We start from the raw sequence: 20,071 nt of genomic DNA, 5'->3' as shown, positions 1-20,071 counted from the left end.
AGGCAGACATGCAATACGCGCAATTGCGGGCCTTCCATGCGGTCGCGGAACACGGCGGATTCTCCAAAGCGGCGCTGGCGTTATCGCTCACGCAGCCGGCGGTGTCCGATCACGTCCGCCGTCTCGAGCAGGACTACGGCGTCAAGCTGTTCGAGCGCGGCCCGCGCGGGGTCGTGACCACCGAACTCGGTCTGCGCCTGTTCAGCGTGACGCGGCAGATGCTGAGTTGCGAACGCGACGCGCGGCAACTGCTCGAATCGGCGGGCGGGCTCGAGTCCGGCTCGCTGTCGCTGGTCGCCGACGCGCCCGATCTGGCCGTCGCGCTGATCGGCGCATTTCGCCGTCTGCATCCGGGAATCGTGGTCACGCTGTCCATCGCCAATGCGGCCGATTGCATGCAGCGCGTGCTGTCCAGCGCGGTCGACGCCGCGATCACCGCGGCGCCACAAGTGCACAGCCGCCTGGAAGCCCGCGTGTTGCGGCGCGATCCGCTGGTGGCCATGGTGCCGGTCAACTCGCCAGCCGCGAAAAAACGCAAGCTGAGCTACGCCGAACTCGTGCAGCAACCGATGATTTTTCGCGAGCCGCAATCGGTCACGCAGCAACTGCTCGAAATCGAACTGGTGCGCGAGTCGCTGCAGGTCGAACCGGTGATGTACGTGGACGGTCGCGAAGCGCTCGAAGAAGCGGTCGCGCAAGGGATGGGCGTGGGCGTGATCGCGCGGGCGGAGTTCAACGAATCGCGCCGGATCAGGATGATTCCGCTGCAGGACTGCCGGGTGCTGATGACCGAATCGCTGACCCGGCTCGCCGAGCGGCCCGGGTCGAATCTGCTCGATGCGTTGTTCGCCGTGCAGCTGCCGGCCGCGGCGAACAACCCGGCCGAATAGAACAAAACGGCCCCACGGCGCGATGCGTGGGGCCGTTTGCCTATGCGGTGAAGCCGGGCTTAGCGCACGCCGCCGCTGGCAATCAGGCTTTCGCCAGTGATCCAGCGCGAATCGTCGGATGCGAGGAACGTGACGACATCCGCGATATCGTCGGGCTGACCGATACGGCCGAGCGGCGTCGTGGCCAATACCTGAGTTTCCATTTCGGAGCCGATAATCCCCGCGCTCTGAGCGCCTTCGGTCTCGATCATCCCCGGGTTGACCGAGTTCACGCGAATCTTGCGCGGACCGAGTTCGCGAGCCAGCGACCCTGTCAGGGCATCCACGGCGCCTTTGGTCGCCGTATAGACGGCGGCGTTCGGCGGCGTAACGCGGCTGACCACCGAACTCACGTTCACGATGCTGCCGCCTTCGCCCAGATGCTTGACGGCCGCCTGCGTGGTCAACAGCAGGCCCAGCACGTTCACGTTGAACTGCCGGTGGAAATGCTCTTCGGTAATGTCGCCGACAGGCGCGAACTCGTACACGCCCGAGTTGTTGACGAGGATGTCGAGCCGGCCATACGTTTCGACCGCCGCCTCGATGATGCCTTGCGCGTCCGCCGCTTTGGACACGTCGCCACCTACCGCCGTCGCCTTGCCGCCCGCCGCGGTGATCGCCGCGACTACCGCGTCCGCGCCGGCCTTGCTCGACGCGTAGTTCACCACGACGGAGGCGCCTTCTGCCGCCAGCGCTTTCGCGACGGCCGCGCCGATACCCTTCGATCCACCCGTTACCACCGCTACCTTACCTGTGAGCTTGCTCATGATCGTTTCCTTTAGCTGGTTGTGCGCCGACGTGCCGCCGCGACGATTCGCGGACCGCCGCCGATGAAGATCGGAATCCAGTGGCGCTGTCACTGGACACAATGTAGACAGACCGGCGATGCCGATAAAGCGGCTGAAGGCGAATAGATACGTCGGACGAGCCGAACAATCTCGCAAAGCGTTGGGGCGTGGGGCCGACAAGGCGGCGGATGGCTCGGAGGTGGTCCTTATTTGTCATTAAGATTGGCGGGAATGGGCGGTCTTACCCGCAAATCGCTGTTCCATATACAGAACATCGCGCGCTGCGCGTCATGCGCACGAAGCTGATAGAGATGGAAGATTCGTAGACCGTTGTCGGGCACTGTGATAGAAACACACCGCCTTCTGCGGCCAACGCCGATCCCGACACCTTCCCGACCTTGGGGCCCTGCATGGAACTTCGCCAACTCCGCTATTTCATCGCGGTCGCGGAAGAAATGAACATTACGCGCGCGGCTCTGCGGCTGCACATGACACAGCCGCCGCTCAGCCGCCAGCTTCAGCAGATCGAAGAACAGGTGGGCCTTGCGCTGTTCGAGCGGGGCGCGCGGCCGTTACGGCTGACCGAGGCAGGACGCATCTTCTATACGCAGGCCAAGCGTCTCGTCGACGAAGCGGACGAACTCGCGCCGCTGACGCGGCGGCTTGCGCAACTGGCCGAGCGCATCGTGATCGGCTTCGTGCCGTCGACGCTATATGGCGCGTTGCCCGCGGTGATTCGTGCATTTCGCGAGGCCGCGCCGAATATCGAACTCTCGCTGATCGAAATGTTCACGATCGAGCAACTCGCCGCGCTCAAGGGTGGCCGGATCGACGTCGGTTTCGGCCGGCTGCGTTTCGACGATGCGCAACTGGCGCGCGAGGTGCTCGTCGAAGAGCGCATGATCGCTGCGCTGCCGCAGGACCATCCGCTTGCGCGGCAGAAGAAGCCACTGACGCTCGCGGCGCTCGCCGCCGAGACGCTGATCGTGTACCCGAGCACGCCGCGCCCGAGCTATGCGGACCAGCAATTGTCGGCCATGCACGATCACGCGCTGGAACCGAAGGCCATTCACGAAGTGCGCGAGTTGCAGACGGCGCTGGGCCTTGTCGCCGCGCAGGTCGGCGTGTGTCTCGTGCCGGAGAGCGTAGAAGGTTTGCGCGCTCACGGCGTGGTGTACCGCCCGATTCCAGCCGCGAAGGTGGCGTCGCCGATCATCATGAGCCGCCGTCTGCAGGACGAGTCGCCGGCGACCACCCTGCTCTGCTCGCTGGCCCGCAGCCTGTTCAAGGCCGAATGAGATGCGTCGATCACGCCGCCGGCAAGCCCACCGGCGCGCCGCTGTCGGGCAAAGCGAAACCCGGCGAGGTTCCCGGGCAACGAAAGCGGCTTAACAACTGGCTCGTGATCGGATCGGCCACGCTTCCCGCGCCGCTCACGTCGAGCACGGCCTGACGACCGTCGAAATCGAACGCGATGCGTGTGCGGCCGGGTATCGCCGTTGGAATGCGTCTACCCTTTCCCAGCAAGCGTAAAAGCGCCCACGGTCCGTCGGCCGATAGCGACGAGGTCTCCGGGCGAATCAACGGACTGGCCGTGATGGCCGCATGCGCGCCACCGCGCGGACCTGGCCAGTCCACCGCAAAAGGACTCACGGGACCGTGTTGATACTGCATGCCTTGTCCATCGATATCGAGCGTCAGCCGCATGACGGCAGGATCCAACTCGGGAATCCGGATGGTTGTGCGCCAGGCGACCTTGCGCTGACCCGGCTCGCTAAAAAACATGGCGCGGATGGCCTTCGCCGTTTCGAACGGCTGTAACGCGGGTCCGTTTAGCGGTGCCGTCGCGCCGCGCGGCGTGCGGTAACGCCATGGGTGAGCGGCGGTATCGACGAACGGCGCGAGCGTTGTCGTGAAGAAATCGTCGAGCAGGCCGCCCGGCGCGAACACGCGGTCGAAGTCCGCGATGCCGGCGTCCTGCTGGCTTTCTGGCGCGAACGGATAGTTGCCCTCGACGGTGAGCCTGCACGCTTCGCCCAGACTTGCCTGCATCTGCCGCGACAGCAACTGGCCGATGCCCTGGTTGACCTCGCGGGCGCTCTGCACGGCCAGTTCGCGGACGACTTCACGAAACGGCGCGGGCAGCGTATCTGCCGTGAGCATCAGTTTGATCGAGCGATCGTCGGCGGGCGGCAGGCCGTTGTTCGCCAACGCGTTCGCCGCGATGGTTAATACCGTGTAGTAATCGTTGAGCTGGGTGGTGAGGTCGACTAATGCCGGGTGCGTGCCGGATTGTGCGGCGCCTGGGGCTGCAATGCGGTTCGCGGTACCGGTGACGACTTCGTGCAAGGCGGCGAAGCGGTTGTCGACCAGTTCGCGCTCGAGTGGTTTCGTCTCGCTGATCGTCTTGTCGGGCGACAATGGATCGTCGGTCGTGGCGACGGTGCGGGTCAGCCTGGTCTCGTCGGCGACTGCACGTCCCAAGCGAGTGAGTGGAGAGTCCGACGATGCGAACTCACGCAGGATAGTTAGCTGGAAAGCGAGGGTCGTGCCGCTGACCGTCCGGATGTCCGATAGGAACGCATCCCACCGTTGCGCGTATTCGGTCAGGTATTGACGGCGGATTGCGTCGGTGAGGGCGTGGTCTTGGTTGGTTGCTGCGTTGGTTGATGCGTTGGTTGCTGCGTTGGTTGCTGCGTTGGTTGCTGCGTTGGTTGCTGCGTTGGTTGCTGCGTTGGTTTTTGCGTTAGTTCCCATTACCCACGCGTCGTCGATGCGTGCGGCGCGGATGAAATCTGGCAGGCGTGGATCGAACAGTTTGTGATAGCCGTCATAGGTGAAGAACCCTGGAATACCGAGAGACAACGGCTCGCCACTCGCCCGCGTAAATACCGTGCCGGCTTGCGGACCCACGGCTCGCAGCAGCGTGAATGCCGCCGGCGCGTCCGGCTGCATGACGCGCTTTGCACGCTCGTACAGGCGTTGACTCGCGCTGTTCGTGTCGAGAAACACACGGGCCTGCTGGATCAACGCATCGTTTCGCGGCGCTAACGTCGTGCGTGCCGACGGCAAGCGCCCGGCGAGTTCACGGGTGAACAATCGATCGACATGTTCGACCATGACCGTGCGACCGCCGAACACCGACCTGCTGCCCGCGCGGGCCCAGTCGGAGAACACCCAGGCTTTGAGTTCGCCTGCGTTGTAGTGGGCTTTCGACGAGGCCGCGTCGCCTGGCCCGCCTTGCAGCATGAGATAGACGCGTAAGGTCTGGTAGACCGTGTCCGCGTCCCGGCGGGAAATGGCGTCGGCGAGCACCGCTTCCATACGACGGAGGATCGGCGGCAGAAGCAGCCGGTCTTGTAGCAGCTCGACTATGCGCCGGCTTCCGGCTGCCACGTCTCGGCCAGTGAACAGGCCGTATCGATAGGAGATATCGGGGACGGTAGGCACGGCGTTGGCACCTTGTCCTGAGTCGAAGTCCGGGTAGGCGGCCAGGTCGCGAGCTTCGTTCAACACCTCGGGAATCGCTTCCTCCTTCGATCCGTCTTCGAGTTGCGCGAGCTTCGTGGATAACGTTTGGGTCTTGCGCGTCATCGCCGCAAGATAGGTCTCGTTGTGGCGAAAGCTCACCCAGATGCCAATGGAGAGCCACGCAAAAATCAGCAGCACGAGTGCGTGACCGATCATTCGCAGCAATTTGAACCGGAATTCCCAGCGGAGATTCGGCCGCACGAGGTGCGCATCGCAAAACACTACCCTGGTCAGCAGGTCGTGCAGGAAATAGCTCTGCTGGCTGGAGACGGCGGCGGGGGGAGTGGCGAGGGCTCGCTGTGATGAATCCTGCGAATGCTGCGGCCGGCGCTGCAATCGTTGCACGATGGTGCGGCGTTCCGCTACGACCAGATCGTCCGTTTGCATGGCGCTCGTGAAGTAGACGCCCCTTAGCGTCGCGTGAAGTTGAGTGGCGTCGTAGCGCGAGTCGAGAAACACGCTGTGAATCAGGTCGGCGAGCGGTCGCGTCAACGCAGCGAATTCCTCGGTGAGCGCCGCCAGTTTCCGGCGTTTTACGGGGTCGTATTCGTCCTGCAGACGTGTCGTCATGCCGCCGGCCAACCGAGATGTGAGCAAACCGAGTTCGCTTTCGCACCGCACACGCAGCCCCTCTGCCGCGACGGTACCGGTGTCGGCAGGTAACGTGAAGCCCCAGACTTGCGCGCGACGCTCTGCCGTCAACGCGCCGAAGTATTCGTTGAAGCCGGTTAGACGGTCCATCTTGGTGACCATGAGATAGACCGGAAAGCAGATGCCCAATTGCGTGCGCAACTCGGCAAGCCGCTGACGGAAAGCCGCCGCTGCCGCGAGCCGGGTCTGCTCGTCGTTGTGCAGTAGTTCGGTCAGGTCGACTATCAGCAGCGCGCCGTTGATCGGCGCGCGCGGCCGGTGCTGGCGCAACAGGTTGAGCAGGTGGAGCCATTCGGCGTGGTCGGTTGAAGCGGTTGAAGCGGTTGATTCGGTTGAAGCGGTTGAAGCGGTTGAAGCAGTTGAAGCGGTTGATGCGGTTGATGCGGTTGATGCGGTTGATGCGGTTGATGCGGTTGATGCGGTTGATGCGGTTGATGCGGTTGATGCGGTTGATGCGGTTGATGCGGTTGATGCAGGCGGCGCGCTCCGGGCGTCCGGTTCGGCGGAGGCATCGAGCAGCGCATGGTCGTGGTGGGCGTTGTGTGACGTGTAGCGGCCCGCGGTGTCGATCAGCACCGCGTCGTTCGTCAGCCACCATGCAACCGACCCGGTCTTCATACGGCTTCCGACCAGTTCGCCGGAAGCACGCTGCATCTGCTCCGCCACAGGAAAGGTCAGGCCGGCATTCAGAAGCGCACTGGTTTTGCCGGCGCCGGGCGAACCTAGCGCGATATACCACGGCAATTCGTATAGGTACCGCTTGCCATGTAGTAGACGGTCCAGCCCGCTCGCCCCGGTTCGCATCGATTTCAGCCGGGTCAGCGCGCTGTCGACGATACGAGTCAGGTTTCGATGTGGATCGCCCGCAGTCGGAGACGCCGATTCGTCCGCGCGTCTCGACATTCGCGAGAGGAAGAGCTTGTCGGTTCGCATGCGGCGCCCTATTCGGAACGCCCCAACTATCAGGTAAGCGCCGAGCAAGACAGCGAGGACGGCGACGCGTGCCGACACCGGCTCGAACGGCCGAGCGCCGCCGAAGGATAGCGCGGGCGCGGCATACCAGATCAGCACGCACAGTAAAGCGAGCCACAGCGTCAGCATCGATCGATGGGTCAGCCACAGCAGCAGCCCTGCCAGCAGCAAAGCAAGGCTCAATGCCCGAAGACCGGGGTCGGCGAGCGGTCTGAACTCCCCGAACGTTATCAGCGGCCCGCTCCACCAGAGCAAATAGCCGACGACCAGCAGCGCCACCGCCGACAGCAGCGTACGTGACAGTAGAAAAGACAAATGCTTTTTCATCCTCACGTTCCAAATAATTTGAGCATCTGCGGGGCTCTCATTCAACGACGTCGATCTGCACGCGACGGTTGCGCGCGCGGCCTTGCAGCGTGCGGTTATCGGCGATCGGCACCGTATCGCCTCGCCCGACGGCTTCGAGCCGGCCTTCCGGCACGCCCTCGCCGTGCAGCAGTTGCACGACCTGTTGCGCCCGCGCTTCGGACAGCGCCTGATTGGACTCGAACGCACGACCGCGGATCGGCACGTTATCCGTGTGTCCGGTGACCGTCACCTTGCCGGGCACTTTCCGGACTTCGCCGGCGATTCGGCCGATGAGCGCCACCATCGATGCGTTCACGGCGGCTGTTCCCGGCACGAACATGTCGTCGCCGTGAAACGTCACTGCACTGTGATGCTCGTCTTCTTCGACACTAACCTTAGCCGCGGCGATCTCGTCTTTGAGCAAGGTTTGTAGACGCAGCCTCGGTTGCTCCGCAAGCGGCCTCAGACGACCCAACGCCGCGATGTCCTGCTGGACAGCCACAGTGCGCATCGCGAGTCGATACTTCGCGTAGGCGAACGACGCCAGCAGAATCAGCGACATTCCGAGTGCCGTGACCCAGACCGGCAGGTCGCGCCATGTCTGGCTACGCCCCTGTGTGTCGCCGACCCAATGAGGCGACAGCGCGGCTGGCGGCAAGCCTCGCTGCGCGACGATCTCACCATACAGACGCTGCCGCACCGCATCGTGCTTGCGATTCCCCTCGGGTTCGAACCGATAGCGCCCGGAAAACCCAAGGCTCACCACGCGGTAGATGACCTCCAGCAAATCGATATGCTCGTATGGCTCGGCGAGAAGACGCGCAATCAGCAGATAAATTTTGTCGCCCCCTTCACGATCCTGGTGGAAGGTGGAGGCAAGGCCGTTGGTAATCCATTCGACGCCGCCGTTGCCAGCGCTGCCCCAAGATGTCTGCATCGCGGCTTCATCGAGCGCCGTGCACAGACAGTAGCTGGCACCCAGCCGATGATCGCGACGGACATTGGCTTCATCACATAATTTCTCCAGCGTGCGCACTTCGTACTCGAGAAGCCGCCGTAGAACGTCTCTGTCTTCGGCTGGCAGATCGTCAGGCATGTCGCACAGCGCGCGCAACAGCACCCGCGACGCTTCAAGCAAAGGACTCGGCGACGACTTCACTGCCTCGAGCCGGGCAATATAGGGCTCTGCGGGAAGCGAGAAGACCGTAGGCGCCGACGTACTCATCCGCGTACGCCCCACAACTCCAGCTTCAACGACGGAAAATCTCCCGCCACGTGCAGCGCCAGGCCGCCGTACCGGGCGACTTCATCCCATAGCGCACCGCTACGCGTGAACTCGTAGTAGACATACCCGGCATTGAACGGAATCTGCCTTGGCGGCACGGGCAGCGCCTGCAACACGATGCCCGGAAGATGCGCGCGCACGAGGTCCGGCAAACGCCCGGAGGGGCCCGCCTTCGACTGCAGCGCGAATTGCTGTTGCAGCACGTCGGACGGCATTTGTGCGTGCACGGCCAGCACCAAGGCAGAAAAACCTTGTACTTCGGCCTGGTCCAGCACCGCGTTACACATCCCGTGTGCGTGTTCCTGCAACTCGATGCGCTCCGCGCCGCGTACCAGCACCGCGTTAAGGAGCCGCTGGGTGTCGTCCACCAACGGCTTGAGGCTGAGATGCGGCGCGGCATGCTGGTAGGCGGGATGCGAATCGAGCGGACGCCGGGTCTCCAGGCGCACGTACGTGGACAACTCGCCGGCCATGCCGAGAAGCAGCGCATAGAGTTCGACCGGCGCCGTAGCTGGCACACGCAAACAGTGCTGAAGCTGCGGCTCATAGCGATTGAGCGATTGCAGCAGCAAATAGTCGGAAACTTCGGATACGGTAGCGGCCTTTCCATCGCCGCCGGTCAGCCGCCGTGCGAGCGCATTGGCCCGCAAACGCGTGAGGTCGTGAATACGCACAAGCCAGTCCGTCAGCAACGGGCTGGCGCCGTAACCGCTCACCGGTGGAACCAGGCTATCGTCCAGCTCGACACTACTGTCGGCGCGAACCGCCTTGACCCGGGTCAGCGCGAGGCCAATCCATGCATCAGTCAGTTCTTTTTCCGGCACGAGCCGCACGCGCAAGTGGGCGAGTTGCACGGCCTTCGGCCCTTGCGCAATCGAATTCGTGTCTCGCAACTCCGTTTCGAAGACGCCATAGCGTGCCAGCGAGTCGGCAGCGTGGTCAAAGCTGATTTCTTCGACATTCGGCAAGCGAACCGGCACGGCCAGATAAATGACCTGATCGAGATGCTCCTCCCGAATGCTGAGCGGCGCGGGTGGCGGCACGCTGCCCGGCGTATCGAATGGCGTGCCGTCGGCAAAGAGGCCGGTCGCTCCCTTGACGACGATTTTGCCGATCGAGAGTGCCTCACTGTCGATGCTGTAATGGCTGAAGCCGAAGAAAAATGGCGACAACGGCGCAGCACGCTTGTGCGCGAAACGCTCGAGATAACGCTCCTGCTGTTGAAACAGCTGCGGGCGCAAAAATAGCCCCTCGCTCCAAACCACTTTGTTATGCCAGCTCATGCCTGATTCCATTACTTGTGTTCGGAGACCTTGACGGCAGCGGCGCCGAGTTCGATGTTCAGTTCGATCGTGTCGCCGCGCCTGTACCACACGGCAGTCGGCGCGGGCTGCAACGCATAGCTCGCTCGCCACACCGAGTGTGGCAAATCACGGTAAGCAGCGACGATTCCAATCGCCCTCGTTTGCGGATTCGCGGTACGCCGGATGACGCGCGCGTCGCCAGGACGCAGCAGAAATTCTTCGCGTACGAGTATCTGATCGCCGAGCACCACTTTCTCCTTATCGCGCAACGAGAAGAAATCGGCTGACTCGAATGCGTCGTCGTTGCTGAGTTCGTACACGCGCACGAGGATCGGTGCTGCACGACCCGTGTCGTCCGGATTGACCTCTCTGGTCGCCACGATCGACAGCATCAACTGGCGCGTTTCCCTTGATGCACCGACGTCCGAATGCCCCGATGCGCAGGCGGCCAGCGTAACAACCAGACCGCATGCGGTCAGCGCTCGTAAAAGTGAAGCGATTTCGAGCGGCGTAGCTGCGAATTCTCGAGAGCGCATCGATTTCCTGCTCCAGAAGTGAAGGGGTGGGTTGCAAGACGGACTGATCATGCGGCGCGTGAGTGCAGGCGAGTCGCCCTAACCGCTCCTTCCGTGCCCTAGGATTCCTTATTGCCCTTGATGTCATAGCTAGCCGTTACGGCCCCTGCACTGCCTCCTTGCGGATTCTGGACCACATACTCCTGCTTGACGTTCGCAAACGACATCCGGACCTGTTCACGCATGCGTTCCTCATTGATACAGCCGGCAGGCTGAACCGCGGTAACGATGACATCGCTCATGGTCAGCTTGAAGTACTCGAGCGGGTTGCCGCCCGCCTTGCGCGCGACCAGGGTCGCCTCGCTGATATGTTTGCCGGTCAGGCAATACTTCATGAGGTTTGGACTGGCTCGGTCCACGTAATGCTCGAATGCAAGGTCGTCGACACTGGCTTTGCCTGCTCCACCGCCCGAGCCCGCATGCATGTTCGAAGACTGCGATACGCGCCATCCCCAACTCATCACTTCGATTTCGTTCTTGTGCGACGCGTCTTGCGACTCACCGTCGATGCCACTGATTTTTAGAAAGATGTCCTGAGCCACGTACCACTCCTGTTTGAGAATTGGTTGAGAACGGGCGGCCTCGCATGGGAGCCTGCGTCGGCCCGCTCGACATGTGTAGCTAGAGCGCAGCCGCAGCAGCCTTGGCGCGATTCAGCGCTTCGAGGCAGGCGCTGCGTTGGGCGAAGTCCTTGGCCGGCGACACGCGCGTCACCGCCGGTATCGCCCGCCGAAGATACGCGGAGACGGAACGACGCGTGGGCTCGACAAACGGCACGCCGCACACGATGTCCGCACGCATGACGGGACCGCCGTCCAGAACCTGCAGCACCGCCTGCGGATTTTTGGGCAGAGCCGTTGCGAGCGCGATACCGAGCCCTGCCGAAGCGCCTGCGTCGGTGCCTTTGGACAGTTCCGGCGCGAGCCCGACCCAGGCCGTGTTGCCGGATGCGATGCTGGTGAGCACCGCGTCGAAACGCCCCGAGCGATCGAGCATCTGGACGACGGCCGTTGGCCCCCGCGAACGCATGTCTACTGCCAGTTGCGCGGGGCTCAGGGTCGCCGCGTAACACGCGCTTGATAACACGAGCGCGGACACGATCAAGGCTAGTTCGAGATAGCGGGTCGATTTCATTTCACCGTCAACTCTCTGTCGGTACTACGGTCGATTTTTTCCCGGACAGCGCGGGCCAGGATGATGCACCCGTGCGATGCGGTATGCGAAAGGTTGTCGCCATGAACCAGAAAACCGCTGCGGCCAAAGGTCTGCGTCGCAGCAATCGGCATCAGGTCCATGGAAACCGGGCCGGTATGCGTAGAAATGCGCGCATGGCCGACACGGTAAGAACCGCGTGGAATCGGGCCGATATTCGGCACCCCTTCCATCGACGTGTTGTTGCGGCCGTCGCCAAAACCGGAATAGCCGGTGGCAATCAGGTTTCCTTCCGGGTCCTGCATGACACCAGTCGATTGAAAATACGTCCAAGGCATGGTTCTGATTTCCCCTTCGAAGGTCGCCACGCACGCATACGACAGCGTTAAACGACCGGCTGTTTCCTGTTCGAACGTGGCGCCAGCTCGACGCGTGGCCCGTCGAATCGGGTCAGGCCGCCGCACGGATCGACGGCAATCTTGCGACGAGACGCAACGATACGGTCAGCCCCTCGAGCTGAAAATGTGGCCGTAGGAAAAATTTGGCCCGGTAGTAACCGGGGTTGCCCTCGACGTCGTCCACCAGCACCTCAGCCGCCGCGAGCGGCCGGCGCGCCTTGGTCTCCTGCGATGAATTGGCCGGGTCCGCGTCGACGTAATTCATGATCCATCCGTTCAGCCAGCGTTGCATGTCCTCACGCTCGCTGAACGCGCCGATCTTGTCGCGCACGATGCACTTCAAATAATGTGCAAACCGAGAGCACGCGAACAGGTACGGCAGGCGAGAAGAAAGGTTCGCGTTGGCCGTTGCGTCCACGTCGTCGTATTGGACGGGCTTCTGCAGCGATTGGGCACCGACGAACGTGGCATGCGCCGTGTTCTTGCGGTGAATGAGCGGAATGAATCCGTTACGCGCGAGTTCGGCCTCACGTCTATCGGAAATGGCAATTTCCGTCGGGCATTTCATGTCGATGCCGCCATCGTCGGTGGGAAACGTGTGGCACGGCAGGTTCTGCACGGTGCCGCCCGATTCCACGCCGCGAATCAGCGAGCACCAGCCGTATAGCTTGAAAGAGCGGTTGATGTTGACGCCCATTGCGTAAGCGGCATTGGTCCATGCGTAGCGACTGTGATCGGTGCCGTCGGTGTCTTCCTCGAAATCGAATTCGTCGACCGGATTGGTCATGGCGCCATACGGCAAACGCGACAGGAAACGTGGCATGGCAAGGCCGAGGTAGCGGGCATCCTCGGTCTGTCGCAGCGCATTCCACGGCGCGTATTCGAGGTTTTGCGCGAAAATTCTGGTCAGGTCGCGTGGATTCGCGAGTTCCTGCCAGGACTCCATTTGCAGCGCCGCCGGCGAAGCCCCGGCGATGAACGGCGTGTGTGAAGCTGCCGCGATTTTCGCTATGGATTGCAGCAGATCGACATCGGGCGGCGTGTGGTCGAAGTAATAGTCGGCGACCAGACAACCGTACGGCTCGCCACCTAACTGACCGAACTCTTCTTCATAAATCTGCTTGAAGAGCGGGCTCTGGTCCCAGGCGGCCCCCTTGTACCGCTTCAACGTGCGCCGCAATTCTTCTTTGGACACGTTCATCACGCGGATCTTCAACGTCTCGTCGGTCTCCGTATTCGAAACCAGATGGTGGAGCCCACGCCACGCCGACTCGAGCCTCTGGAAGTCGTCGTGATGCAGGATCAGATTGATCTGTTCCGACAGTGTCTGATCGATTCGGCCAATGAGCGCCTCGATACTTCGATACGCGTCGTCGCTGATCGTGACCGACTGCTGGAGTGCCTGCTCGGCGAGCGTCTGCAATGCGATTTCGACCGCTTCGCGCGCTTCGTCCGTCTTCGGTTTGAACTCCTGCTCGAGTAGCAGCGTGAAGTCCTGGTCGGCTCGCGGTGGCGCGACCGCAACCTCGGTTTGAAGTGTCGTCATAATGGGGTCCTCCTGGCGCGAGTGGATAGGTTCGGGGCATCAGGCGATGTCGCTGCTGTCGGTCGGTTTTTGCGGCTCAGCCGGCTCATCAAGCACGTCCCTGCCGGATGTGTCTGTCGTCCTGCTCGGCGGGCCGGCCAAGGCCGCCAACGCGCATAACAACGCCGGGTCGTTGAGCAACCGCGTGACGAGCCGCTCTGCACCTGCCTTGCCATCCATGTATGTCTGCAGGTTGGCGAGTTGCGTGCGGGCGTCGAGTAGCCGCTTGAGCGAATCGACCTTGCATGCAATCGCCGCCGGCGAAAAGTCTTCAATGCTCTCGAAGCGCATGTCGACGGCCAGCAGCCCCTCTCCAGTCAATCGATTCGGCACCGCGAAGGCGATTCGCGGTTCGATGGCCCGCATGCGTTCGTCGAAATTGTCGATATCGATTTCGAGGAAGGTTCGCTCGGCAAGCGGCGATTGCGCCTCGACCGGCGTACCCGACAGATCGGCGAGCACACCCATGACGAAGGGCAATTCGATGGTCTGCTCCGAACCGTACAACTCCACGTCGTATTCGATCTGTACGCGAGGCGCCCGATTACGCCCGATGAATTTTTGTGAACTGGTGGCGGTGAACATACTTGCCTCCTAACGCTGCCGGCGGTTGATGAAATGAGCTGCAAGAGAAAATCAAAACTAAAAATCGCCCGGATTTAATCCTCCCCAACGCCAAATCAATTTAAAAACAAGCTTATTCTCGAAGCAAGCGAATACCAACGCCTCTGATTAATAAAGCCAGAGTCGCCAGATTGAAATTTAATTGAGATGCAGGGATGCCCAATTGAATCTAAACAAAATCCGTTCGCTCAATATATCCAGGTCCGACGTATTTGTGAAGATATCGACAACAACTAAAATTTAGAATGATTGTTTTAACGAATTTCGGATTAATCCTATAGCCAAAACATCGACCCCGCTGGTCTTGCTGTCGAAGCGATCACGGCGAAGAAACGTTGAAAATTCGGAGATTTATAGCGATAATCCATCGACTCTTTCGGAGGCCGAAAATGACGCCTATCCTTTACTTCCTCGCAGCAATAGTCATAGGACTATTTAAGAAAAATTCAGATTATCCGAAAATCAATTGCCTTATTTTCAAGACGCAAATCGGTTCTTTTACCAAGAAATATCTGGCCGCTCGCAGACTCAATGAGACGCATACAGAATCAATTAGCAACGGCACGTCCTTCCCGCCCAGCAATATAGTGGCGCAGGACCTGATCGCGGCATTGCGCGGTCAGTACTTTCAGGCGCTCTACGATCCGCAAATGCGGCCCGACGTCGATTTGAGTGCCTACGTGGCCCCTCCGCCGGCCAGCGTGGACCCGTCCCGGGACAGACCACGCCAGCACGAATGGCGCGTTCGTGACTCGATCGAAGCGTTGCTGTCGAAGCCGGGTAGCATCGACGCCGAGTTCGGCCTTGTGCGCATCGACAACCTGCCAGACCCCGAGCAAACAGTCGTCCCGGAAATCCTGCGGGTGTTCGCGCCCAATGGACCAATAGACGCGCAGGAACCTGCGCGAAGGCCTCCCGAACTCGTGCTCCGTGAACATCACGCGGTCAGTCTCGACACTCCGCTTCGTTGTCCGCGCTTTACAGAGGCAACCGGCAATCGACACCCAGGCACAAGCCTAAGCACCCGCCCAAGCAGACCCGATCACGTGTCGTCGCTTCATTTTCTCGAAGCCTTCACACCGGGTCTCGAAGCGCCAGGAGAGGAGAAGTAGAGAATGTCCACCATCGGAAGCCTCCCCCGCCAGTCCAACGGGCGATTGGTGCGCCAACTGCGACGCGCGAATGCCACCGTGTTGCCGACCTTACTCGACCGTTTGTGCCACGATGCGCCGCGCCGGATCAACGAGACATCGTCCGAATGCGCGCCTACGCGTGCACGGATGCGCGAGATCCTGTTGCGCGATTTGGGCTACCTGCTGAGTACGACCAGTCTGGAAGATCAGATCGATCGTGCGCGCTTTCCGGAGGCAGCGGCTTCGACTGTCAATTTCGGCATTCCACCGCTCTGTGGAACCTGTCTCGCCACCCGCCGTTGGTCCGACATTGAGCGCGTTATTCGTCGTGCGATTCTCGAATTCGAGCCACGCGTGCTGCCGGCGTCTCTTGCTGTGCTGCCCATCTCGCAGGCGAGCACGGGTATCGCGTACAACCTGCTCATGTTCGAAGTCAGCGGAGTGATGAACATGAAACCCTACCCGCTGGATTTCCTGTTGAGCAGTTCGCTCGATCTCGAAACCAGCCGGATGCAGGTGGTCAACGCGCGCACGGCTAAACATCGACAACCGGCCGCAACGCGAAGATAAACCAGCCCCCAAACCACCCGCGATATCGAAGACCCGTATGGACCCGCGACTGCTCGACTACTACAACCAGGAATTGATCCGCTTGCGCGACACCGCGGGCGAATTTGCAAGGGCGCATCCAGGCATCGCCCGACGGTTGTGCTTGCAGCCGGATGAAATCGCGGACCCTTATGTCGAGCGGATCGTCGAATCGTTCTGTTTCCTGGCAGCGCGCCTGCGGATCAAGCTCGATAGCGAATTTCCCCGTTTTGCCACGCAATTGCTCGACCTGTTCTATCCGAACTGCGTTGCGCCGGTACCGTCGATGGCGGTCGCGCGAATTTTCCCCTGTCGCGACGGCAACGCCCTTCGCAACGGCGTCAAGCTGCCGCGCGGCTCCATCTTCACCGCGCGCGTACCCGACGGCGAGCAAACAGCTTGCCGCTTCCGGAGCGGACGGGAGCTCACGCTGTATCCGCTGGAAATCGTCGGCGCGCGGCTCACCGGCTTTCCGTCCGACCTGCAGTTGCCCGACCTGCCCACGACGACGCACGGCCAAGTGCGGGCCGCTTTGCGTCTGCGCTTGCGTACAACCGCGGACATCGACCTGACCGACCTACGAGGTCTCGATACACTGCCCGTCTATCTCGCGGGCGACGAGCACGTTGCGTCGCACCTTTTCGAACTGCTGCACACGAGTGCCGTTGCAACGCTGATCGCGCAACCAGGCGAATCGGGTCGGGCGATGCAAGCGGTTAGCGCTGAGGCAATCTCACTGGACAGCGTGAACGCGGACCAGCGTTTGCTGACGCCCATCCATTCGAACTGCGTGGGCCAGAGTCTCCTGAGCGAATACTTTGCGTGTCCGAGTTGCTTCTACTCGTTCACATTGAACGGGCTCGAAGCCGGCTTGCGACAGATTAACGGCAAACAGGCGGACATCGTCGTGTTGCTCGACCGCAAGGCCGGGGCGTTGGTCGATCGGATCGACACATCGGACTTTGCATTGTTCTGTACGCCTGTCATCAACCTGTTCAGGCAGCAGACCGACCAGATACGGATCTCACCGTCCGATAGCGAATTTCACGTAGTGCCGGCGCGTCGGCATCCCCTCGACTACGAAGTGTTCGCTGTCGAACGCGTAACGGGTCGAACGGCTAGCGGCTCTGAAACGGTAGCGTTCCGAAGCCTTTATGAGACGCTCAACAGCGACCCAGGCAATTACGGACGCTACTTTTCACAGCGCCGAGAACATCGTCTGATTTCGGACTCGGTTCGGCAATACGGTGAGCGCAACGCGTATCGGGGAACGGAGACTTTCGTATCGCTGGTCGACCAGCATCACGCTCCCTATGCAGCGAACCTGTGCTATCTATCGGTCGACGCCTGGCTGACCAATCGCGATTTGCCGACCCTGGTACCGCGCAACGGCATCGACGATCTGAGCGCGTCGGACTTCGCGACAATCGGCAGCATCGGACTGATCCGCGCGCCCAGCACGCCGAAAGCACCTCACCCCGAGGCCGAGCGGGCCGCACGGCTGATACGGCTACTGAATTTCAATTACCTGCCGCACACGCAACTCGATCCCCATGCAGAGGCGCAAACACTACGCGACTGGTTGAGCCTGTTCCTGAGAGAGGGTGACGAAGCGCCACGTCAACAGATCGGGAGTCTCGTCGGCATGCATCTGCAATCTGTCATTCAGCGATTGCCAGGCCGAGGTCCGCTCGTCTTCGGCCACGGTACGACGTGCTCGCTGACTGTCGATGAAGCCGGCTTCTCCGGCACCAGCCCGTACCTGTTCGGCACGATTCTGGAACGGGTCTTCGCGCTTCGGGCATCGCTCAATGTGTGCACGCAAACCGAACTTATTTCGGTGTCGCGCGGTTGCATCGCTCGCTGGCCTGCACGCATCGTCGAACGAGGACCTTGCCGATGAAGCCGCTGTTTACGACCCGCGTCGAACGCAACACTGAGCTCTCCGCTCAGACGACATACGAACAGCCCGTGCCTCCCGAGCAGTACGGATTCCTGAGCCTACTGCGGTGCATCGATGCACATTCCAGAACCGCGGCCGTCGGCCGTACCTCGCGGCCACGAGCCGAAGCGTATCGGCTCGGTCAGCATCCGGGCCTCGCGTTTGCGCCGCGCGAGATCGCAAGCGTCGATCACTCGGCGTCACGGCTAAAAGTCGGTTTGTTCAGTCTCGGTATGCTGGGACCGAACGGACCGTTGCCCCTGCATGTCACGGAGATAGCACGGGAGCAACTCGAAGGGCGACGGGACAGCACACTGGTCGATTTTCTCGATCTCTTCCATCACCGCTATTTCTCGTTGTTTTACCGCGCGTGGTCATCGGCGCAAGCGACTGCCGGGCTGGATCGTCCCGGTGAAGAGCGCTTCACGTTTTACGTCGCCAGTCTTCTCGGACAAGGCTCCGCAGGAACCAGCCGCATCGGTCTGGCGGCTCATGCCCGGCTGTCGGCGGGCGCGCATCTGGTGCAGGAAGCACGCAGCCCCGTCGGCTTGCAAACCATGCTCGCCCGCTTCTTCGATGTACCGGTCGCGATCGAACAACACGTGTGGAACTGGATCGCTATCGATCCCGCCGAGCACTGCAGACTCGGTGCACCCGGCGCCGAGTCCGTATTGTCGGCAGGTGCACTGCTCGGCGAGCTTGCACCCGACCGGCAGCACATGTTCCGGGTCGTCATCGGGCCGCTCGATATGGCCGGGTATCTGCGCTTCACGCCGCACGGCGAGAATCTCGCAAAGCTGATCGAGTGGATGCGGACCTTCGTCGGGTACGAGTTCGCATGGGAACTGGAGTTGCAAATCGTTCCGCACGGCGCCTCTGCGGCAATCCTGTGCGGCCCGCAACGACTCGGTTGGTCCGGTTGGCTCGGCCACTCGCCGAACGACGAAGCGATCACGGGTATGCGCTTCGAACCCGAACACCATGCATGGACAGCGCCTCACTCTTCGCGGGGGGTACGCCAATGAACTCACGATCCGGCATTAGCCCGAAGACATCGACTACGACAGCCGTTGCCGGGCACGGCCCATCGGACTGGCTCGACGCGCTCTCCCATGACGCGCCTTGCGGCGTCGATCTCGAATACGACCCGGCGTACGTGGTGTTGTCTGCGAAAACGACGTTGCAGCCGGATGTGCAGTACGGCAACTTCATCAGGGCGCCGCAACCCATCGACTGGCAAGAGATCGAGCGCGGCTGCCGTGGTCTGATGACGCGCAGCAGGGACATCCGGCTCGCCATCGTATTTGCGCGCAGCCGTACGCGGCAGGGCGGAGGCGCCGGGTTGGCGCAAGGCCTGAGTCTGCTCGCGCATTGGCTCGACCGTTTTCCCGATTCCATCCATCCGCAAGCCGATGTCGATGCCCAACGCGACGCCGCACTGCAAATTCGCGCCAACGCGCTGGCTGCCCTCGTCGACGCGGACGGTCTGCTCGGCGACTTGCGGGCGATCGTTCTCGTGGGGACGAGCACGACGCGCCTGCTGGTCCGCGACGTGGAACGCGCGTATGCACGGCCGCGCCGGGCCGATTCGCTCACGCAGGAATCCGTGAATCTGCAGCTCGACGAACTGCGCGCGCGTACACCCGAACGGCTGGGTGGATTCGATCGGGCACTGGCAAGTTTCGAACTCATCGAAAGCTGGTCCAGGTCGCATCTGGCAAGTTTCGCTCCGAACCTGGAAGTGATGGGCATGTTGTTGCGTCGGCTAGCGCGATCGACCGGGCAAGTGGATCGAGCTACACCCGTGCGCGCCGCTCCGACCGCAAACTCAAACATTGAGTCGACCACCGAAGCAACCGTCACGGCAACGACGGAGACAAACCCAAAAACAGGCGCAGAAACCACCCGCGAGCCGGAAACGGCCACCACTCAATCGCAAAACGACAGACCTCACATCATCGAAACCACGGCGCTGCTCGCCGACCGTCAAACCGCCCTCGGCAGGATGATCGAAGCGCGGCTCTGGTTCGAAGCCCACGAGCCGAGCAGTCCGATTCCGCTGTTGCTCAGACGCGCCGAGCAACTCGTCGGAAGGCGATACACCGAAATCGTGCAGGCGATTCCGCCCGAGCTCCTGCTGCAATGGGAGAGCGAACCGTGAAAATCAACCCTCCGCGCAGCCCTTCACGACATCCGGTCAATAGAGCGAACTGCGGACGGCACGCGCGCGCCAGACAGTGGACAATGCCATCACCCCGATACACGG

17 protein-coding genes are annotated in these 20,071 nt (G+C 61.7%); 7 read left to right on the top strand and 10 right to left on the bottom strand.

The genetic code is table 11. The features are described 5' to 3' along the window. The first annotated feature begins 8 nt into the window (after window positions 1-8). Window positions 9-890, top strand: a complete 882-nt coding sequence (locus FQ746_RS33450) for a LysR substrate-binding domain-containing protein (protein ID WP_144114089.1) — start codon at window positions 9-11, stop codon at window positions 888-890. A 59-nt stretch (window positions 891-949) separates the two neighbouring features. Here FQ746_RS33450 and FQ746_RS33445 read toward each other — a convergent pair whose 3' ends face one another. Then, window positions 950-1,696, bottom strand: coding sequence for a glucose 1-dehydrogenase (locus FQ746_RS33445; protein ID WP_144114088.1), 747 nt, complete (start codon window positions 1,694-1,696; stop codon window positions 950-952). 431 nt (window positions 1,697-2,127) lie between these two features. Here FQ746_RS33445 and FQ746_RS33440 point away from each other — a divergent pair, with 431 nt between their 5' ends. Continuing rightward, the gene (locus tag FQ746_RS33440; RefSeq protein WP_144114087.1) at window positions 2,128-3,015 is read left to right on the top strand and encodes a LysR family transcriptional regulator; all 888 of its coding nucleotides are present in this window, start codon (window positions 2,128-2,130) and stop codon (window positions 3,013-3,015) included. Between the two features lie 10 nt (window positions 3,016-3,025). Here the strand turns inward: FQ746_RS33440 and tssM are convergent, their stop codons facing one another. The 9 genes from tssM to tssB all read right to left on the bottom strand — a co-directional run bounded on the left by tssM (window position 3,026) and on the right by tssB (window position 14,103). Beyond that, window positions 3,026-7,198, bottom strand: coding sequence for a type VI secretion system membrane subunit TssM (gene tssM / locus FQ746_RS33435; RefSeq protein WP_144114086.1), 4,173 nt, complete (start codon window positions 7,196-7,198; stop codon window positions 3,026-3,028). Window positions 7,199-7,235: 37 nt separating this feature from the next. Beyond that, window positions 7,236-8,459 (bottom strand): type VI secretion system protein TssL, long form, encoded by a 1,224-nt coding sequence (gene tssL / locus FQ746_RS33430; protein WP_409932462.1) that lies wholly within the window; start codon window positions 8,457-8,459, stop codon window positions 7,236-7,238. Continuing rightward, entirely contained in the window at window positions 8,441-9,787 is a 1,347-nt protein-coding gene (tssK, locus tag FQ746_RS33425; RefSeq protein ID WP_144114084.1) for a type VI secretion system baseplate subunit TssK, read from the bottom strand. The genes tssL and tssK overlap by 19 nt, the downstream gene beginning before the upstream one ends. Before the next feature lie 11 nt (window positions 9,788-9,798). Beyond that, the gene (gene tssJ / locus FQ746_RS33420; RefSeq protein ID WP_144114083.1) at window positions 9,799-10,344 is read right to left on the bottom strand and encodes a type VI secretion system lipoprotein TssJ; all 546 of its coding nucleotides are present in this window, start codon (window positions 10,342-10,344) and stop codon (window positions 9,799-9,801) included. 98 nt (window positions 10,345-10,442) lie between these two features. After that, entirely contained in the window at window positions 10,443-10,925 is a 483-nt protein-coding gene (locus tag FQ746_RS33415) for an Hcp family type VI secretion system effector (protein ID WP_144114082.1), read from the bottom strand. Between the two features lie 79 nt (window positions 10,926-11,004). Then, on the bottom strand, window positions 11,005-11,517 hold the full coding sequence (locus FQ746_RS33410) for a hypothetical protein (protein ID WP_144114081.1): 513 nt from the start codon (window positions 11,515-11,517) through the stop codon (window positions 11,005-11,007). Continuing rightward, the gene (locus tag FQ746_RS33405) at window positions 11,514-11,903 is read right to left on the bottom strand and encodes a tlde1 domain-containing protein (RefSeq protein WP_222105913.1); all 390 of its coding nucleotides are present in this window, start codon (window positions 11,901-11,903) and stop codon (window positions 11,514-11,516) included. The genes FQ746_RS33410 and FQ746_RS33405 overlap by 4 nt, the downstream gene beginning before the upstream one ends. Before the next feature lie 82 nt (window positions 11,904-11,985). Continuing rightward, window positions 11,986-13,479 carry a type VI secretion system contractile sheath large subunit gene (gene tssC, locus FQ746_RS33400; RefSeq protein WP_144114080.1) on the bottom strand — a complete coding sequence of 498 codons (1,494 nt, stop codon included), beginning with the start codon at window positions 13,477-13,479 and terminating at the stop codon, window positions 11,986-11,988. A gap of 39 nt (window positions 13,480-13,518) precedes the next feature. After that, a complete protein-coding gene (gene tssB, locus FQ746_RS33395; protein ID WP_144114079.1) occupies window positions 13,519-14,103 on the bottom strand; it encodes a type VI secretion system contractile sheath small subunit in 585 nt (194 codons plus the stop codon). Between the two features lie 428 nt (window positions 14,104-14,531). Here tssB and FQ746_RS33390 point away from each other — a divergent pair, with 428 nt between their 5' ends. The 5 genes from FQ746_RS33390 to FQ746_RS33370 are packed head-to-tail and all read left to right on the top strand — an operon-like array spanning window position 14,532 to window position 19,966. Beyond that, window positions 14,532-15,254 (top strand): TagK domain-containing protein, encoded by a 723-nt coding sequence (locus FQ746_RS33390; RefSeq protein ID WP_144114078.1) that lies wholly within the window; start codon window positions 14,532-14,534, stop codon window positions 15,252-15,254. 3 nt (window positions 15,255-15,257) lie between these two features. Further along, entirely contained in the window at window positions 15,258-15,845 is a 588-nt protein-coding gene (locus tag FQ746_RS33385) for a type VI secretion system baseplate subunit TssE (RefSeq protein ID WP_144114077.1), read from the top strand. Between the two features lie 37 nt (window positions 15,846-15,882). Further along, window positions 15,883-17,766 carry a type VI secretion system baseplate subunit TssF gene (gene tssF / locus FQ746_RS33380; RefSeq protein ID WP_144114076.1) on the top strand — a complete coding sequence of 628 codons (1,884 nt, stop codon included), beginning with the start codon at window positions 15,883-15,885 and terminating at the stop codon, window positions 17,764-17,766. Further along, entirely contained in the window at window positions 17,763-18,830 is a 1,068-nt protein-coding gene (tssG, locus tag FQ746_RS33375; protein ID WP_144114075.1) for a type VI secretion system baseplate subunit TssG, read from the top strand. The genes tssF and tssG overlap by 4 nt, the downstream gene beginning before the upstream one ends. Further along, a complete protein-coding gene (locus tag FQ746_RS33370) occupies window positions 18,827-19,966 on the top strand; it encodes an ImpA family type VI secretion system protein (protein ID WP_144114074.1) in 1,140 nt (379 codons plus the stop codon). Before tssG ends, FQ746_RS33370 begins: the two co-directional genes overlap by 4 nt. Window positions 19,967-20,071: the final 105 nt, after the last annotated feature.

This window comes from Paraburkholderia sp. BCC1886, assembly GCF_900996245.1.
In the GTDB taxonomy this organism is placed as follows: Bacteria; Pseudomonadota; Gammaproteobacteria; order Burkholderiales; family Burkholderiaceae; genus Paraburkholderia.
The sequence above is the reverse complement of the archived record's forward strand: the minus strand, read 5'-3'. Positions and strand labels throughout refer to the sequence as shown.

Bases quoted from the DNA above. Each gene is read 5' to 3' on its own strand.
- FQ746_RS33450 (WP_144114089.1), top strand. From the start codon at position 9: ATGCAATACGCGCAATTGCGGGCCTTCCATGCGGTCGCGGAACACGGC.
- FQ746_RS33445 (WP_144114088.1), bottom strand. From the start codon at position 1,696: ATGAGCAAGCTCACAGGTAAGGTAGCGGTGGTAACGGGTGGATCGAAG.
- FQ746_RS33440 (WP_144114087.1), top strand. From the start codon at position 2,128: ATGGAACTTCGCCAACTCCGCTATTTCATCGCGGTCGCGGAAGAAATG.
- tssM (WP_144114086.1), bottom strand. From the start codon at position 7,198: ATGAAAAAGCATTTGTCTTTTCTACTGTCACGTACGCTGCTGTCGGCG.
- tssK (WP_144114084.1), bottom strand. From the start codon at position 9,787: ATGAGCTGGCATAACAAAGTGGTTTGGAGCGAGGGGCTATTTTTGCGC.
- tssJ (WP_144114083.1), bottom strand. From the start codon at position 10,344: ATGCGCTCTCGAGAATTCGCAGCTACGCCGCTCGAAATCGCTTCACTT.
- FQ746_RS33410 (WP_144114081.1), bottom strand. From the start codon at position 11,517: ATGAAATCGACCCGCTATCTCGAACTAGCCTTGATCGTGTCCGCGCTC.
- tssC (WP_144114080.1), bottom strand. From the start codon at position 13,479: ATGACGACACTTCAAACCGAGGTTGCGGTCGCGCCACCGCGAGCCGAC.
- tssB (WP_144114079.1), bottom strand. From the start codon at position 14,103: ATGTTCACCGCCACCAGTTCACAAAAATTCATCGGGCGTAATCGGGCG.
- FQ746_RS33390 (WP_144114078.1), top strand. From the start codon at position 14,532: ATGACGCCTATCCTTTACTTCCTCGCAGCAATAGTCATAGGACTATTT.
- FQ746_RS33385 (WP_144114077.1), top strand. From the start codon at position 15,258: ATGTCCACCATCGGAAGCCTCCCCCGCCAGTCCAACGGGCGATTGGTG.
- tssF (WP_144114076.1), top strand. From the start codon at position 15,883: ATGGACCCGCGACTGCTCGACTACTACAACCAGGAATTGATCCGCTTG.
- tssG (WP_144114075.1), top strand. From the start codon at position 17,763: ATGAAGCCGCTGTTTACGACCCGCGTCGAACGCAACACTGAGCTCTCC.
- FQ746_RS33370 (WP_144114074.1), top strand. From the start codon at position 18,827: ATGAACTCACGATCCGGCATTAGCCCGAAGACATCGACTACGACAGCC.